At 71.2% G+C, this 15185-nt stretch carries 10 protein-coding genes; 7 read left to right on the top strand and 3 right to left on the bottom strand.

Going from position 1 to position 15185, the window contains the following annotated elements; translation table 11 throughout:
* The 7 genes from ABT300_RS01560 to ABT300_RS01530 all read left to right on the top strand — a co-directional run bounded on the left by ABT300_RS01560 (nucleotide 1) and on the right by ABT300_RS01530 (nucleotide 11310).
* Nucleotides 1–363, top strand: coding sequence for a GPW/gp25 family protein (locus ABT300_RS01560; RefSeq protein WP_351670471.1), 363 nt, complete (start codon nucleotides 1–3; stop codon nucleotides 361–363).
* The gene (locus ABT300_RS01555; protein ID WP_351670468.1) at nucleotides 360–2339 is read left to right on the top strand and encodes a baseplate J/gp47 family protein; all 1980 of its coding nucleotides are present in this window, start codon (nucleotides 360–362) and stop codon (nucleotides 2337–2339) included. The genes ABT300_RS01560 and ABT300_RS01555 overlap by 4 nt, the downstream gene beginning before the upstream one ends.
* The gene (locus ABT300_RS01550; RefSeq protein WP_351670465.1) at nucleotides 2336–4828 is read left to right on the top strand and encodes a putative baseplate assembly protein; all 2493 of its coding nucleotides are present in this window, start codon (nucleotides 2336–2338) and stop codon (nucleotides 4826–4828) included. Before ABT300_RS01555 ends, ABT300_RS01550 begins: the two co-directional genes overlap by 4 nt.
* Nucleotides 4825–6891 carry a phage tail protein gene (locus ABT300_RS01545; protein WP_351670462.1) on the top strand — a complete coding sequence of 689 codons (2067 nt, stop codon included), beginning with the start codon at nucleotides 4825–4827 and terminating at the stop codon, nucleotides 6889–6891. The genes ABT300_RS01550 and ABT300_RS01545 overlap by 4 nt, the downstream gene beginning before the upstream one ends.
* Before the next feature lie 30 nt (nucleotides 6892–6921).
* Nucleotides 6922–8838, top strand: coding sequence for a DUF6519 domain-containing protein (locus ABT300_RS01540; protein ID WP_351670459.1), 1917 nt, complete (start codon nucleotides 6922–6924; stop codon nucleotides 8836–8838).
* 8 nt (nucleotides 8839–8846) lie between these two features.
* Complete coding sequence (locus tag ABT300_RS01535) at nucleotides 8847–9386, top strand: hypothetical protein (protein ID WP_351670456.1); 540 nt, start codon at nucleotides 8847–8849, stop codon at nucleotides 9384–9386.
* Nucleotides 9387–9588: 202 nt separating this feature from the next.
* Nucleotides 9589–11310: an eCIS core domain-containing protein gene (locus ABT300_RS01530; RefSeq protein ID WP_502977856.1), complete on the top strand. Its 1722-nt coding sequence runs from the start codon at nucleotides 9589–9591 to the stop codon at nucleotides 11308–11310.
* A 21-nt stretch (nucleotides 11311–11331) separates the two neighbouring features.
* On the opposite strand, the gene ABT300_RS01525 is transcribed toward ABT300_RS01530, so the two are convergent.
* The 3 genes from ABT300_RS01525 to ABT300_RS01515 are packed head-to-tail and all read right to left on the bottom strand — an operon-like array spanning nucleotide 11332 to nucleotide 14057.
* Entirely contained in the window at nucleotides 11332–11499 is a 168-nt protein-coding gene (locus ABT300_RS01525; protein ID WP_351670453.1) for a hypothetical protein, read from the bottom strand.
* The gene (locus ABT300_RS01520) at nucleotides 11484–13385 is read right to left on the bottom strand and encodes an AAA family ATPase (RefSeq protein WP_351670450.1); all 1902 of its coding nucleotides are present in this window, start codon (nucleotides 13383–13385) and stop codon (nucleotides 11484–11486) included. The genes ABT300_RS01525 and ABT300_RS01520 overlap by 16 nt, the downstream gene beginning before the upstream one ends.
* Before the next feature lie 6 nt (nucleotides 13386–13391).
* Complete coding sequence (locus ABT300_RS01515) at nucleotides 13392–14057, bottom strand: Pvc16 family protein (RefSeq protein WP_351670447.1); 666 nt, start codon at nucleotides 14055–14057, stop codon at nucleotides 13392–13394.
* Between the last annotated feature and the right edge of the window lie 1128 nt (nucleotides 14058–15185).

Here is a 15185-nt window from a genome sequence, read left to right as displayed (position 1 = left end):
ATGAACATCGGCTTCCCCTTCCGGATCGGCCCCGGCGGCAGGACCGCCCTGGTGGACGAGGACCAGTACGTCCGGGACCTGATCGAACAGGTGCTGTTCACCGCCCCCGGCGAACGGGTCAACCGCCCCACCTTCGGCAGCGGCCTCCACCGACTGGTCTTCGAACCCACCGGCGGCGAACTGGCGACCGCGACCCGGCTCATGGCGCACGGTGCGCTCCAGCAGTGGCTGGGCGACCTCGTCGACGTACAGGCCGTGGACATCACCGCGGACGAGGCCACCCTCCGGGTGACGGTGCGGTACCGGACCCGCGCCACGGACCGGCCCACCACCGCTGTGTTCACCCGGAGGCTGCCCCAGTGACGCAACCCGTCGTCCCCCGCGCCGACACTGATCCCCGCCCGCCGAGTCCCCTGCCGACCGCACCCGTCTCCGTCCCGCCGGCCGACTACCTCCAGCGGGACTACGCGGGGCTGCGCCGACTGCTGCTCGACCGGCTGTCGCTGCTGCTGCCCGGCTGGACCGACCCCGGGCCCGCCGACCCGGCGGTCACCCTGGTCGAGCTTTTCGCTTACCTCGGCGACCAACTCGCCTACGCACAGGACGCCGTGGCCACCGAGGCCTACCTCGGCACCGCCCGGCGCCGGACCTCGGTCCGCCGCCACGCCCGGCTGCTCGACTACCCGATGCACGAAGGCGCGGCAGCCAGGACCTGGCTGGCGGTCCAGGTCGACGAAGCCGTGGCCGGGCCGGGACTGGACAGCGGCGCCGAGGTCGCCACCGAGGACGGCGGCGTGGTCTTCCACACCCTGCACCCGGTCGAACTCCGGGCCGCCCGCAACACCATCGAGATCTACACCGCGGGCGAGGAACGCAGCGTCCTGCCTGCCGGAGCCACCGCCGCGACCCTGGTCGGCAGCAGTGCGACGCTCCAACTGCGCGCCGGGGACGTGCTGCTGTTCGAAGAGGTGCTCGGCAGCAGCGGCGACCCGGCCGGCGCCGACCCGGCTCACCGCTGGGCCGTACGTCTCAACGCCGACCCGCTGCCCAAGCAGGACTCCGGCGCCGATCTGCTGCGGGTGAGCTGGTACCAGGAGGACGCGCCGCCCTTCCCCCTGCGACTGTGGCGGTTCCCCGGCGAGGGCGGCACCACGGTCGGGGCCACCGTGGTCCGCGGCAATGTCGTACTGGCCGAGCACGGCGCCCTGGTCGGCCCCGAATCGCCGGCCCCCGCCGAAGTGCCGACCCGGGGCCGGTACCGCCCCCGGCTGATCCACACCGGGCTGACCCACGCCGTGCCCTACGACCACCGGCAGGCCACGGCACGGCCCGCTGCGGACGCGCTCACGATCCGCCCCGCCGAGGCGGCGCCCGCGATAGTCGGACTGGACGACGGCGCCACCTCCTGGACCGTGGTGCCCGATCTGCTCTCCGGCAGCCGCTTCGCACCGGAGTGCACCGTGGAGACCGACGACGACGGCCGGGCCTGCCTGCGCTTCGGCGACGGTGTGCACGGCCGCGCCCCCACACCCGGGACCACGTTCACGGCGGTCTACCGGATCGGCGGGGGCCGGGCGGGCAACGTCGGCCGCGACGCCCTCACCCGGCCGGCGCAACCCCTCCCCGGCATCACGGTCCGCAACCCGATGCCCGCCCGGGGCGGAGCCGACCCGGAGTCGGTGGAACAGGTGCGGCAGTGGGCGCCGCAGGCGTTCCGGGTCCAGCAGCGGGCGGTCACCGACGACGACTACGCGGAGGTCGCCGGACGGCATCCGCAGGTCCGGCAGGCGGACGCGACCCGGCGCTGGACCGGCTCCTGGTACACCGAGACCGTCACCGTCGAACGAACCGGCGGCCTCATCCCCGACCAGCACTTCCGCCGACAGGTCGGCAGCCATCTGGAGCGCTACCGGATGGCCGGGGAGGACGTCCGGGTGGCCGCTGCCGTCCCGGTGGCGCTGGACATCGTGATCACCGTGCAGGTCGCCCCCGGCCACCCTCGCGGCGAGGTCAAACGGGCCCTGCAGGACGTCTTCACCGCCGGACAGCGATCCGACGGCACACCCGGCTTCTTCCACCCCGACCGCTTCGACCTCGGCGCGCCGGTCCACCTCAGCCAGGTGGTGGAGGCAGCCATGGGCGCGCACGGGGTGCTGTGGGTCGACACCGACGACACACCGCCCAAACCCAACCGCTTCGGGCGCTGGGGCCGCCCGCCCGCCGGGGAGATCAGACAGGGGCGGATCCCGATCGGGCGGCACGAGGTGGCACGCTGCCTCAGCGACCCGAGCCTGCCGGAGCACGGCCTGATCGACTTCGTCATGGAGGGCGGCTCATGAGCACCCCCGCGCCGGGCGGCGGGGTGCCCAACCCGCCGGGGCGCCCGGCCCTCTCGTACCGGATCACCACCCACGCCGACACCCTCGCACGGAGCCTGGCCGAGCTGTCGCAGCGGTTGCCCGGACTCATCACGCACAGCACCGACGACCCCGCCGTCGCCCTGCTGGACGCCTGGGCCTCGGTCGCCGACATCGTCGCCTTCTACCAGGAGCGGATCGCCAACGAAGGCTATCTGCGCACCGCCGCCGAACGCAGATCGGTCCTGGAACTCGCCCGCTCGATCGGCTACGAGCTGCGACCCGGGGCGGCGTCCACGGCCTATCTCGCCTTCACCGTGGAGGACGCCCCGGGGGCGCCGGGTCACGCCGTCGTACCCGCGGGCACACCGGTGCAGAGCATCCCCGGCCAGGGAGAACTGCCGCAGACCTTCGAGACCGGGGCGGAACTCCGGGCCGTCGCCGAGCACAACGCGATCCGCCTGCCGCTGCGCGGCCCGCAGTGGGTCGGCAGTGGCGCCACCCTGGTCCACCTGGCCGGAACCACCACCGGACTGCGCCCCGGCGACGCTCTGCTGATCCGCTCCGCCGTACAGCCGGACGCCTGGGAGTTCCGCATCCTGCACACCGTCGAGCCGCTGCCCACCGACTCGACCGGACGCCCGCCGACCACCGTGGTCAGCTGGGATCACGGCCTCGACCTCGCCTCCTCGGAGCTCATCGAGGTGCACGCACTACGGCTGCGGGCTTCGGTCTTCGGTCACAACGCCCCGGACTGGCGGACCATGCCCGTCCAGGTCCGGGAGAGCTACCTCGCGGCAGCCGGCCAAGGGGGTACGGCCGCGTTCGGCCAGGCCCATTTCGACGAGGCCCAGTCCGCCCCTGCCACACAGTGGCCCGGCTTCGCTCTCACCGACCCGCCCGAAGGGGAAGACCCGGTGATCGAACTCGATGCCGCTCATCCCACGTTGCTCCCGGGCTCCTGGCTGGTGCTCCGGGCACCCGGAGTGAAGGAGCGGCTGTACGAGGTCGTCAAGGCCGAGCAGTCCGCCGCAGCGGACTTCACCCTGACCTCCACCACCACCCGGCTGGAACTGCGCGGCATCGGGAACGGAAACGGGGACGGGACCGGGGACGGGGACGGGACCGGGGGCGTGTCACAGTTCGACCGCCGCGCCACCGTGGTCCACGCCCAGTCCGAGCGACTGGAGCTCGCCGACCAACCCCTTACGGCCCCGGTGACCGGAAACACCCTTCGACTCGAACGGCCCGTGACACTGAGCCCCGGGGCGCCTCTCGTGGTGACCGGCACCACCGACCAGGGTGTCCGGTCCACCGCGGTCCACCTGATCGACGCCGTGACGGATGCCGGCACCTCGATCGTCCTCGACCGGCCCCTGGAGCATCCACTCGACCGGGCCTCGGTACTGCTGCTCGGCAACGTCGTCGCCGCGACCGCCGGGCAGAGCACCGAAGAGGTCCTCGGCAGCGGCGACGGCAGGGCCACCCACCAGCGGTTCGCCCTGCTGCACAAGGACCTCACCCATGTCCCCGCGCCGACCGCGAGCGGGGTGATCGACACCCTGGCCGTCCAGGTCGACGGCGTCACCTGGAACGAGGCTTCCTCACTGTTCCCCCTGGGCCCGCACGACCGGTCCTACGTGGTGCGGATCCAGGACGACGCCACCGCGACCGTGGTCTTCGGCGACGGGGAACGCGGCGCCCGGCTGCCGTCCGGGCAGGAGAACGTCCGCGCCGCCTACCGCACCGGTATCGGCCCCCAGGGCAACGTCGGGGCCGGCTCCCTCTCCCTGCTCGTGAAACGGCCACTCGGCATCCGGGCCGTCGACAACCCCCTGGCGGCGACCGGCGGTACGGCCCCCGAGCGGCCGGACGACGTACGAACCCGGGCGCCGCTGACCGTCCGCACCTTCGACCGGGTCGTCTCCCTGGCCGACCACGAGGCCTTCGCCCGGAACTTCATCGGCATCGCCAAGGCCAGGGCGACCGTACTGCGCCCGGCTCCGACCCCCTTCCTCCACCTCACCGTGGCGGCCTCCGACGGCGCCGTCTCCCATGACACCCTGACGGCCCTGAGGGCCGCCCTGGAGACCGACGGCCTCCCCGGCCGCCGACTCGGCCTGGACAGCTACCGAGAGCTGCCCTTCACCCTGGGCGTCGCTGTCCTGCCCGCCGCGGACCGTGCACCGGACACCGTGTCCGGCGCGGTCGAGCACGCCCTGGCACGGCTGTTCTCCTTCGGGCGACGCGACTTCGCCCAGCCCGTGACCGCCGCCGAAGCGATCGCCGCCGCCCAGCGGGTCCCCGGGGTGGTGGCCGCCAACCTGACCGCCCTGCACTTGGTGGGTAAGCCGGCCGCGGTGGCATCCCTGCTGCTCGCCCGCGGGGCCCACCTCGACGCCGCGGGCACGGCCGTCCCCGCCGAACTGCTGGTCCTGAAGGAGCTCTCCGTGGAGGCGATGACGTCATGAGCGAGGACCGGCCCGTGTACGACCTGCTGCCCGCCGTGCACCGCAACCGTGACGCCGAACTCGGCCACCCGCTGCGCGCACTGCTCGAACCGGTCGAGGACGAACTGCGCAGGCTCCGGGAGGACATCGACGGCCTCTACGACAACTGGTTCGTGGAGACCTGCGCCGAATGGGTGCTGCCCTACCTCGGCGACCTGCTCGGCGTCGAACCCCTGGCCGCGTCACCGCACGGAGCGGCGCCCAGACGGGCCTTCATCGCCAACACCCTCCGCCACCGGCGGCGCAAGGGCACTCCCGCCACCCTGGAACAGCTGGCCCAGGACATCACCGGGCTGCCCGCCAAGGTCGTGGAGTACTTCCAACTGCTCGGCGCCACCCAGCACGTCAACCATCCGCGCCCCGGCAATCTGCGCACCCCCGACCTCCGGGACACCGGGCGGCTCGGGCTGCTCGGCACCCCCTTCGACCAGGCGGCCCGCACCGCCGACATCCGCCATGTCGACCGCGGGCGCGGCCGGTACAACCTCGGCGCGGTCGGGCTCCATCTGTGGCGGCTCAGCTCCCACCCGTACACCGACGTCGACGCCCGAGCCGTGGACGCCGCCGCAGGCCGCTGGACCTTCGACCCGGCGGGCCGCGACCTGCCGCTGTTCACCCGGCCGCGTGGCGGCCCCACCCAGGAGCTGGAGATTCCGGCGCCGCTGCGTCGCCTGACGCTCCATCAGCACATGGAGCAGCTCCTCTCCGGACCCGACCCGGTGTTCCGGATCCGCCTGCCCGAACCCCACCGGCTGATCGCCGCCGACCTCAGCGAATGGACCCGGCCGCCCGTGACCGCCGACGGCGCGCCATGGGTCGCCGTCGACCCGCTGCTGGGCAGGTTCACCCTGCCGCCCGGGATGGAACCGGACCGGGTGCGGGTCGACTTCCACCAGGGGAGCCCCGGCGACATCGGGGCCGGTCCCCACGACCGGCGGGCGACCCTCGCCACCGCGCTCTCGGCTGCCGGAACGCCCTGGCCGGACACCGTCGACTGGCAGATCGGAGTGAGCCGCAACCACGCCCAGGACCCGTCCGGGCCCTCCGACGGGCGGGTGGTCGCCACCCTCGGCGAGGCCGTGCGGGCCTGGAACACCCGGCCGGATCAGGCGCCGGGACAGACCGGGGTCATCGTGGTGATGGACAGCGCCACCTACCGTGAGGAACTCACGGGCGAGCAGCGGATCGAGATCCCCCCGGGCAACCGGCTGCTGCTGGTCGCCGCCCACTGGCCGTCCGGCCTCACCCCTCGGCCACCGGACACACCCGCCTCCGCCCCGGGCCCCTTCGCCGCCGCCGGACCCCGGCCGCACCTGGTCGGCTCGCTGGAGGTGGTCGCCCCCGGCGGACGGGCCGCCCGCCCGGGCGAACTGGTCCTGGACGGTCTCTCGATCGAGGGACAGCTCACCGCCGCGCCCGGTGACCTGGACAGCCTGGTGGTGTCCGACTGCACCTTCACCGATCAACTGCTGGCCGCCGACAACCCCCGTCTGACCGTACGACTGATCCGTACCGTCTGCGCCCGGGTATGGCTGGACGGCACAGTGCCCGGCCTCCGCCTGTCGGACAGCATCCTGTACCGAGGCAAGGCGGTCATCGCTGCCGCCGCAGACGTCGAGATCGAGGCCTGCACGATCCTCGGCATCACGTGGGCCCGCACCCTGACGGCCGACAACAGCATCCTGCACGGCGACATCAGGGTCCGCGAGCCCGAGCAGAGCTATCTGCGGTACAGCTACGCCCCGCTCGACTCCACCGTCTCCCGGCGCTACCGCTGCCACCCCGCCGACCTGGAGGCCGCCGCCCGGGTGGCCCCGAGCTTCATCTCCGATCGGCAGGGAGTCCTCGGCTTCTACCGACTGGCCGCGGACTGCCCGGGCGAAATCGCCACAGGCGCGGAGGACGGCGGCGAACTGGGCGCCTTCCACTTCCTGCACCAACCGTGGCGGATGGCCGACCTCACCGCGCAGCTCGACCACTATCTCCGCTTCGGTCTGGAAGCGGGTGTCTTCTTTGCCGACTGAGCCGACTGACGCTCTTACGGAAGGACAGCAATGAAGGGCGACTTCACCCGACGGACGTTCCGCCCCGGGAACCACTACCGCGGCGTGCTGATGCAGCAGGGCCGGGTGCAGCTCGACGCCGACTGGAACGAGCAGCTGGACATCCAGCTCCACCACGACGAGACCACCGCGCGGGACGCCATCGGCGCCCATGGCGGACCGCAGGGCGAAGCCGGATTCGCGATCACCGACCCCAAGGGCGGCGAACCCCACGACTGTCTTCCGACAGACCTGTTGCTGACTCCGGGCCGCTACTACGTCGACGGCATCCTCTGCGAGAACGACGAACCGGTGGGGTTGGCGCAGCAGCCCGACCCGCCGGAGCTGGAGCTACCAGGGGCCGACGGCCGGTACGTCGCCTATCTGGATGTCTGGCGGGAGCACCTCACCGCCCTGGAGCGGCCGGAACTGCGCGAGGTCGCCCTCGGCGGCCCGGACACGGGCACCAGAAGCCGTACGGTGTGGCAAGTCCGCATGGAGAAGTCGGCCGACCCCGAGGCCACCCCCGACAAGGTCGCCCCACCCTGGAAACCGCGCTTCAGCGGACCCCGAGGGCAGCTCCGCGCGCGGGCGCAGCCGCCGGAGGCCGGCCCCACGCCGAGCGTCGTGCCGCCGCACGCGGGCTACCGCCGGGTGGAGAACCAGCTGTACCGGGTGGAGATCCACGAGGGCAGTGAAGGCAGCCCGTCCTTTGTGTGGTCCCGGGACAACGGCACGGTCACCGCACGGGTGGTCGACGTCTCCGACGAAGAGATCATTGTCGATTCCCCCGGCCGGGACGAGGCGCTCGGCTTCTCCAGGGGCCAGTGGGTGGAAGTGAACGACCAGGCCCGCATCCGCCGTGGCGTGCCCGGCGTCCTGGCCCGATTGGGCGAGGTGTCCGGTACCGAGCTGAACGTCGCTCAGTGGGCGGGCCCTCGGCCCCGGTTCGGCTCCGCTGCCGTGGTACGCCGCTGGGACTCCCCGGGGGCGGTGCCGATCACCGGCGACTGGATCGAGCTGGAGGACGGCGTACAGGTCCAGTTCGAGCCAGATCCGGACGCCTTCCACCGCACCGGCGACTACTGGCTCATCCCGGCCAGGACCGCCGCTCTCTCCCTGACCGACCTCGATTCCGACCTCCCCGGAAACGTCGAATGGCCGCGCGAGAAGGGGGGCGCCCCGATTTTCCAGCGGCCGGACGGCATCGAGCACCACACCGCCGCCATCGCCCTGCTCGACCGAGTCAACGGTCTGTGGACCCGGGTGTACGACTGCCGTGCGCTGTTCGCTCCGCTCGCCGAGGCGAGACCTGACCCCACGTCGGTGCGGGCACCGGGCCTCCACGTGACGTACGTCCGCCAGCTCGGCAAGGACCTGGGCAATGACACCGACGTCACCGTGAACGACTTCCTCAACGGTGGCATCGTCGTGGGCCTCGACGGAGACCCGGCCCCCCTGGCCCTCAACGGCCAGTCCGTGCTCACCGTCACCCTCGACCTGCCCTACCCGCTCTCGCCGGCCGAGCGAGAGATCTGGCGGCTGCGACCCGGCCAAGTCCTGGGCACCCAACCTCTCGGCCTCACCGGCTCCTTGACCATGTCCGGTAGCGAATTGCGGTGGCAGCCCGACCGTGTTCTCGAACTGCTGCCCACGGTGACGCTCCTGCTCGACAACAAGCCGCCGGGCCGCCGCCTCCGCTGCCGCCTCACCCTCAACGGCCGCGCCCTCACCGCTGCGGGCCACCCCGACCGCCTTCTCAACGGCCTCGCCCGCACCCGCCCCCGCCCCGACGGCACCGTCGAAGTGCGCCTCCCCACCGTCGACGACGTCCGCGGCGCCGACTTCACCTTCTGGTTCTGGATCAACATCCCCAGTCTCGAGGGCGCCTTTGACGTCTCGAGATTCGACAAGAACTTTTTCAGCTAAGGAGAGTCATGTCCCTCGACAAGAACCTGATGAACAAGAACTCCGGCGACCCGATCAAGTCCGCCGACTGGAACGCCCTCGCCTCCGAGACGGCCCGCCTCGACGAAGCCAAGCTCAACAGAGGGCTGATCGGTGTCCAGACGCTGCGGGCGGGCTGGGAGAACCAAACGACGTCCATGGACTGGAAGCCGGTGATCAATCAGACTGTCCGCTTCGAGACCGGCACATCGCTCCTGTTGGTCGGGCATGGCCACGGGCTCTCGGACACCTCAGGTGTTGCTCTGGACGTGGCCATCAGGGTCAACGGGACCGTCCTCGGGCAGGAAGGCAGCGGCAACCTTGCTTGGGGCATGGGGCTTCTTCACCCCTTCTTCGGCAACAACACGTCGATCTTCACCCAGATCGTGGCAATCGCGCAAAGCCCGGTAAAGAGCGGAGACAGCTTGTTCGAGCTTGTCATGCGATGCCGGAGGTCGGAAGGGGTGAACGGCGGCTCGGTGAAGTTCAGCGGCCCCACCCTCTGGCTGATCCGACTCGGCGCGGGCTGACCGAAAGAGGCTTGCCATGTCCATCCGCAGATCACAGGCTCTGCAGCGCGTACCCAATCCGCCCTCGGCGCCGAACCGCCCCGAGGAATCACGCTCCCCCGGACCGCCCCCCGCGGCCACGGGGCTCCGGCACTCCTTCGCGAACACGGACGTCGCCCCCAGCACACAGGTCCAGAGAGTGCTGAACGCCCCGGGACGCCCGTTGGACGAGCCACTGCGCCAGGAGATGGAGGCCCGCCTCGGCGCGGACTTCTCCACCGTACGGATCCACTCCGACCCAGCCGCCGAACGCTCCGCAACGGCCGTCGACGCCGGCGCCTACACCTCCGGCGAACACATCGTCGGCGGCCCAGGCGCTCTGGACCGGCGCACCATCGCCCATGAACTCACCCATGTACTCCAGCAGCGCAGCGGCCCCGTGGCGGGCAACGACCACGGCGGCGGTCTGCGGGTGAGCGACCCCTCCGACCGGTTCGAACGCGAGGCGGACGCCAACGCCCAGCGTGTCATGGACGGCCCAGCTGCGGCCGAACCGCAATCGAGGCCGGCCTCGCACGAACCCGCGAGCGGGCCCGGCCCAGGCACGTCAGCGAGGCCGTCCGTGCAGCGCGCGGTGATCCAGCGGTGGACGGACGGCACCATGCAGGGCGACCCCCCGAAGGTCACCGAGGACGGCGGGCGGGCTCACATCGTGGAGGTCGACAACCTGCGCGGCAGGACTCTCAATACGGCTCACAACCCGCCGTCGGTGGAGCCGATCGGATGGGCGAACCTGCGGGCCGCGGGTCTGGCGCTTGGTGGCGATAAGCCCAAGGGCGCGCCCTACCACGCCGTGCGAATGCACCTGTGGAACGGACGGCTGGGCGGCCCGGGCAAAGAGACGTGGAACCTGGCACCCGGACCGGCGCAGGTCAACAGCTTGATGTCCAAGCAGGCGGAGGATCCCGTCAAGAACCTGGTGGACTCCGGCCACCGCGTGTGGCTCAGGACCGAGGTGAATTACGGACTCTCACCTGCGAACGACGCGGTTTACTCGTCGACCGTCCCCAACCACATCAGCATGGTCTGGAAGGTCCAGGGAAATCCCAGCCTGGACGATTCTTGGCAGAGTCCGATTCTGGTGCCCGGTGAGCCGCTCCAGGGAACGGCGAAAATCCCCTACCAGAATTGGACGGGCACGGCCGCAGACCTGGTGACCGACCTGATGACGAAGGACGACCAGACCAGGGCCCAGGTGATCTCCCTCGTCCCGACCAGAGACCTGAAAGTGGCGATTCTGCAAGGCTACCCCGACGTCTACCGGGACATCTCGTCGGCCACCCAGGCGGACCTCCTCGGCTGGCTGTACGACGCGAACACTCAGGTCGCCGACGTCGGCACCTTCCTGACCTCGGTGGCACTGGCCACCCACGAACTGGTCGAGCACGCCCTTGAGCCGTTGTCTCAAGCCGGGCGGACCCAACTGGTCGACGCCCTGTTCACGCTGAGCGCGCCGACCGACAAAGCGCAGAGAGAAATGGTGTTCAAACACCGGAACTTGATCAAAATAGTCGGAAATCCGCTCACGAATCTCGCAAAGAGGGACTACACGATCTTCGAGAAGTACAGTAAAGAATCAAGAATGGGCCTGATGGAAGAGATGCACACCGCCAACGAACTGGCTGACTTCCCCCTCATCAAGAACCCCTCCAAGAAGCGAAAACGCCTGAGCGAGCTCGACAACTGGGCCACCGAACACAACAATTCGAAGAGGATCGCGGACAATGCCAGAGCGAGGCTCGCCTTTATGACGACCAAGACGAACGTCCCCTCCACTGTTCTCGAGGAATACGAGGACTGGACCGAGACCATGGAGAAGGTCGAGGAGCGTAAAAGCAAGCCCACCCATTCGCGCGCGGTGAAGAGGGGAACCTTGCGGCGGTGACTGCGAGAGGGGTGATCGGGGTCACCGGGCGAGGCGCGGTGTTGAGCCCGTCCCACTGGGCATGTCGCGCAGAGCTGCCAGTATCGCCGGGACGAGAACGTCGTGGTCGCCGGCGAGGAGGGCGGCCACGGCGTCAGGGGTGAGGTCGACGGTGAGGGTGTCGATGTGGAGGGTCATGTCGTCGTCCATCCGGTCACCTCGGTGGTGGTGAGGGGTCGTTCGAGCTTGGCGTACTCGGTGCGGGCGGCGGACAGCAGATGGTGCATGCGGACGGGTTCGCCGGAGTCCGCGGCGAGGTAGGCCGCAGAGAGGGCGATGCTGCTGATCGTGCCGCCGGAGACGGAGAGTTGGGCCAGGGCAGCGGGGTCCAAGCCGTCGGTGGGGGTCTTCGGGGGGAAGGCTCTGCGCCAGATCTCGGCCCGGGAAGAGGCGTCCGGGAAGGGGAAGTGGACGGCGAAACGCAGCCGCCGCAGGAAGGCCGGGTCGAGGTTGTCCTTGAGGTTGGTGGTGAGGACGGCCAGCCCCCGGTAGGCCTCGATCCGCTGGAGCAGATAGCCGACCTCGATGTTGGCGTGCCGGTCGTGGCTGTCCTTGACCTCGCTCCGCTTGCCGAACAACGCGTCGGCCTCGTCGAAGAGCAGCACCGCGCCGCCCGCCTCGGCGGCGTCGAAGACCCCGCGCAGGTTCTTCTCGGTCTCGCCGATGTACTTGCTCACCACCTGGCTCAGGTCCACCCGGTACAGGTCGAGACGCAGCTCCCCGGCGATCACCTCCGCCGCCAGGGTCTTCCCGGTGCCGCTGGGCCCCGAGAACAGCGCCGCGGTGCCGAGCCCACGCCCCGTACGGGCGGCGAAGCCCCAGTCCTCCAGGACGGTGACCCGGTGCCGTACATGAGCGGTCAGCTCACGCAGGACACGAAGCTGGTGGTCGGACAGGACCAGGTCGGCCCAGCGGGCGCGGGGCTCGATCTGCTGGGCGAGGCCGTCCAGCGAGGGGCGGGCCAGCCGCCGGCACGCCTCCCACAGCGCGGTGCCGGCCTCGGGCGCGGCCCGTGCCTCCGCCGCCGCGGCGTCGACCGCTTCCAGACCCAGGTCGAACTGCCCCGCCACGCGGTCGATCCAGGCCGAGAGGCCCGCCGCGGCCGGGCCGAGGGCCTCGCGCCAGACAGTCCGTGCGTCGTCCGCCCGGGCCGGGCCCACCTCCACGCGGAGACCCGAGCCCGCGATCGGCTCGCGTGAGATCACGACCGTGGGGGCATCGAGGCGGTCGGCGAGGTCGAGGGCGAGGCGGGAGCAGTCCGGGACCGTGTCGTCGACCTCGATGATCCAGGCGGCCCCGTCCAGTACGGTCTCCCGCTCGCACAGCCGCGCCAACAGGTCCCGTTCGTCCGGGGCCTGAGGGAGGGCGGCAGCCCGTAGGCAGACGGGCGAGGCGGAGACCTCCGTACAGGCCCCGACTGCGGCCGACCTGAGGTCGGAGACCGGCCGACCGTACAGCAGGACCGGGCCGGACTCGGGCCGGGACGACCAGTGGGCCGCGACCCGCTCGCCCGCCTCCCTCAGCGGCGCGGGGAGCGGCTTCGGCTCCGGAAGTTCCACGGTGAGCGGTTGGATCCTGGGGTCGAGGTAGCCGATCCCGGTCAGGGCGTGCAGTACGCGCTCGTCGATGCGCAGGGCGCTGCTCGTCGGCGTCTCCGGGTGGGTGAGTTCGACCAGATGCCGGCGTCGCAGCGGCCCCGCCGGGGTGAGCGCGGTCCAGTGCGTGTCGGGCAGCTTCGCCAGGCCCAGGCCGAAGGACGCCCAGGTGCGCTCCGACGCACCCTGCGCCTGCGCACAGGCGTGGGCGAACTCCGTGTCCAGCTCGACGCCGGCGCACATCAGCAGCAGATCCCGCTCGAAGCCCGACAGCTCGAAGCCGTCCTCGATCACCTCCAGCGCCGGGGGTGCGGGCATCGCCTTCCGGAGTTCGTCACGATGGTGGGCGGCGTCTTCCAGGCCGTCACCGCCGCTCAGTCGGAGGCGGAGCACATCGAGTACGGCCATCAGATACCGCTGGTTCGCGGTGAGCCAGTCCACGTCTGCTCACGCCTTCCGTGGCCGCCGGTCGGCCGAAGGCCGCACGGCGATCGAGCGGGTCGCCACCCGCGTGGGAGGCGTCGGCATCTCACGGCCCTCGATCAGGACCGCCGTCGCCTGGTAGGCGATCGACAGCCGGTAGTTGGAGTGGAAGAGCGACGACCACAGCTTGGTCGATTCCTCCAGGTCCATCGGTTGCAGGCTGAAGCGCACCGAGTCCGGTTGATCCGCCAGGTCCGAGTACTGCTGCCAGCCATTGGCGGTGACTGCGTCCGCCGCGAACCGCCGGATCAGTTCCGGGCTCAGCACCGGCCGGGAGGCGAGCGTGCTCACGGTGAGGCCCAGCAGCCGCTGGGGCTCCAGGGTGGACTCGTCACCTGAGAAGGTCAGCAGATAGTGCAGGTCGAGCGCCTGCCGAGGACGCGCCACGAGTGACTGGCCGTCGGAACCGCGAGTCGGCAGATCGGCCACTGTCCAGGCGCCGTTGGGTGTGACGTGGTACAGGAAGACGTTGATCCCTCGGGCCTGCGCATCGGTCGCCGCCAGCGACTGGGGGCGCAGCGTGGTGACCGAGGTGTTCTCCACACCGCCCGGGGAGGGGTCGGCGAGGGCCTCGACCAGCGTCCGGGTGAGTGCGGCGGTCACCATGGCCACCGCGAGGTGGTTGCTCATCGCGGCCCTCCTTCTTGCGTACGGCGGGCAAGGTAGTCGCCCAGCGACAGCGGTCGGGCCGCACGGTCGGGTTGCGTCCGGCGCTGCGGCCTGGGCTGGGGTCGGGGTTCGGCGGACCGACCGGGCTCCGGTGTGGTCCGTACCTCCACCCGCCCGATGTTCACCGTCACCCGGGGCTGCGGCGGCTGCGGCTGCGGCGCCTGCTCCGCAGGCCGGAACACCGGCGGTATGGCATCGCGTACGGCCTCCCTGAGCGAAGGCTCCCCGGGCATGCGGGGGCCGGCGGCGGCGCGGACCGAGTCGACGGACGACGTCGGCGAGCGCACGGGTGGCGGGGCGTGGAGTGCGAGTTCTCCCGCGTGGGTCGGCAGGGCGACGGGCGGTTGGGATGCCGGTGCCAGTGGTGCCGACGCGTCGGCCCACCGGGTTTCCGGCGCGAGTTGTGGGGGTGGGGGAGGCAGGATCTGCGGGACCGGGACCGGGAACGTGGGGGTGGTGGGGGGCGACTGCAGGCCAACGCTCGTCCCCGGCCGCTCGGGCGACGGCTGGAACGGCGCCCCTTTCGCACCAGCAGGGGCATCCCGGGCCGCTTTGGTGGGCGGCACCACTTTTCGTTCGGGGTCAGGTATGCCCGTTGCCAGGAATGCCGAAGGGGTGGGGGCGGAAGGAGGAACGTTCGCGGATGCCGAAGGGGTGGGGGCAGCGGGAGCGGCGCTCGCGGAAGGCGCAGGCGCGGTGGCAGGAGAAGGAACATTCGCGGATGCCGAAGGGGTGGGGGCGGTGAGAGCAGTGCTCGCGGATGTCGAAGGCGCGGCGGCAGTGGGAGCGGCGCTTGCGGATCCCGAAGGCGCCTTGGCAGTGGGTGCAGTGCTCGCGGATCCCGAAGGCGCGGCGGCAGCGGGAGCGGCGCTTGCGGATCCCGAAGGCGCCTTGGCAGTGGGAGCAGTGCTCGCGGATGCCGAAGACGCGGCGGCGGGAGGAGCGGTGCTCGCGGGAACAGGAGGGGCAGTACCGGCAGGAGCAACACTCGTCGGAAGGGAAGGCGCGGCGCCGGCTCGGTCACCATCCACGGCAGGAGCGGAAGGCTCGACGGCGGCGGGCCCGTCCCCCGGGATCTCGACCTCGTCC

Origin of the sequence: Streptomyces sp. NPDC001027, from assembly GCF_040299045.1 — a bacterium.
Lineage (GTDB): Bacteria > Actinomycetota > Actinomycetes > Streptomycetales > Streptomycetaceae > Streptomyces.
Note: the sequence above shows the minus strand (reverse complement) of the source record. Positions and strands in the feature narration are given on the sequence as shown.

Excerpts from the sequence above, each read along its gene's own strand:
- ABT300_RS01560 (WP_351670471.1), top strand. The coding sequence starts at position 1 with ATGAACATCGGCTTCCCCTTCCGGATCGGCCCCGGCGGCAGGACCGCC.
- ABT300_RS01550 (WP_351670465.1), top strand. The coding sequence starts at position 2,336 with ATGAGCACCCCCGCGCCGGGCGGCGGGGTGCCCAACCCGCCGGGGCGC.
- ABT300_RS01545 (WP_351670462.1), top strand. The coding sequence starts at position 4,825 with ATGAGCGAGGACCGGCCCGTGTACGACCTGCTGCCCGCCGTGCACCGC.
- ABT300_RS01540 (WP_351670459.1), top strand. The coding sequence starts at position 6,922 with ATGAAGGGCGACTTCACCCGACGGACGTTCCGCCCCGGGAACCACTAC.
- ABT300_RS01535 (WP_351670456.1), top strand. The coding sequence starts at position 8,847 with ATGTCCCTCGACAAGAACCTGATGAACAAGAACTCCGGCGACCCGATC.
- ABT300_RS01525 (WP_351670453.1), bottom strand. The coding sequence starts at position 11,499 with ATGGACGACGACATGACCCTCCACATCGACACCCTCACCGTCGACCTC.
- ABT300_RS01515 (WP_351670447.1), bottom strand. The coding sequence starts at position 14,057 with ATGAGCAACCACCTCGCGGTGGCCATGGTGACCGCCGCACTCACCCGG.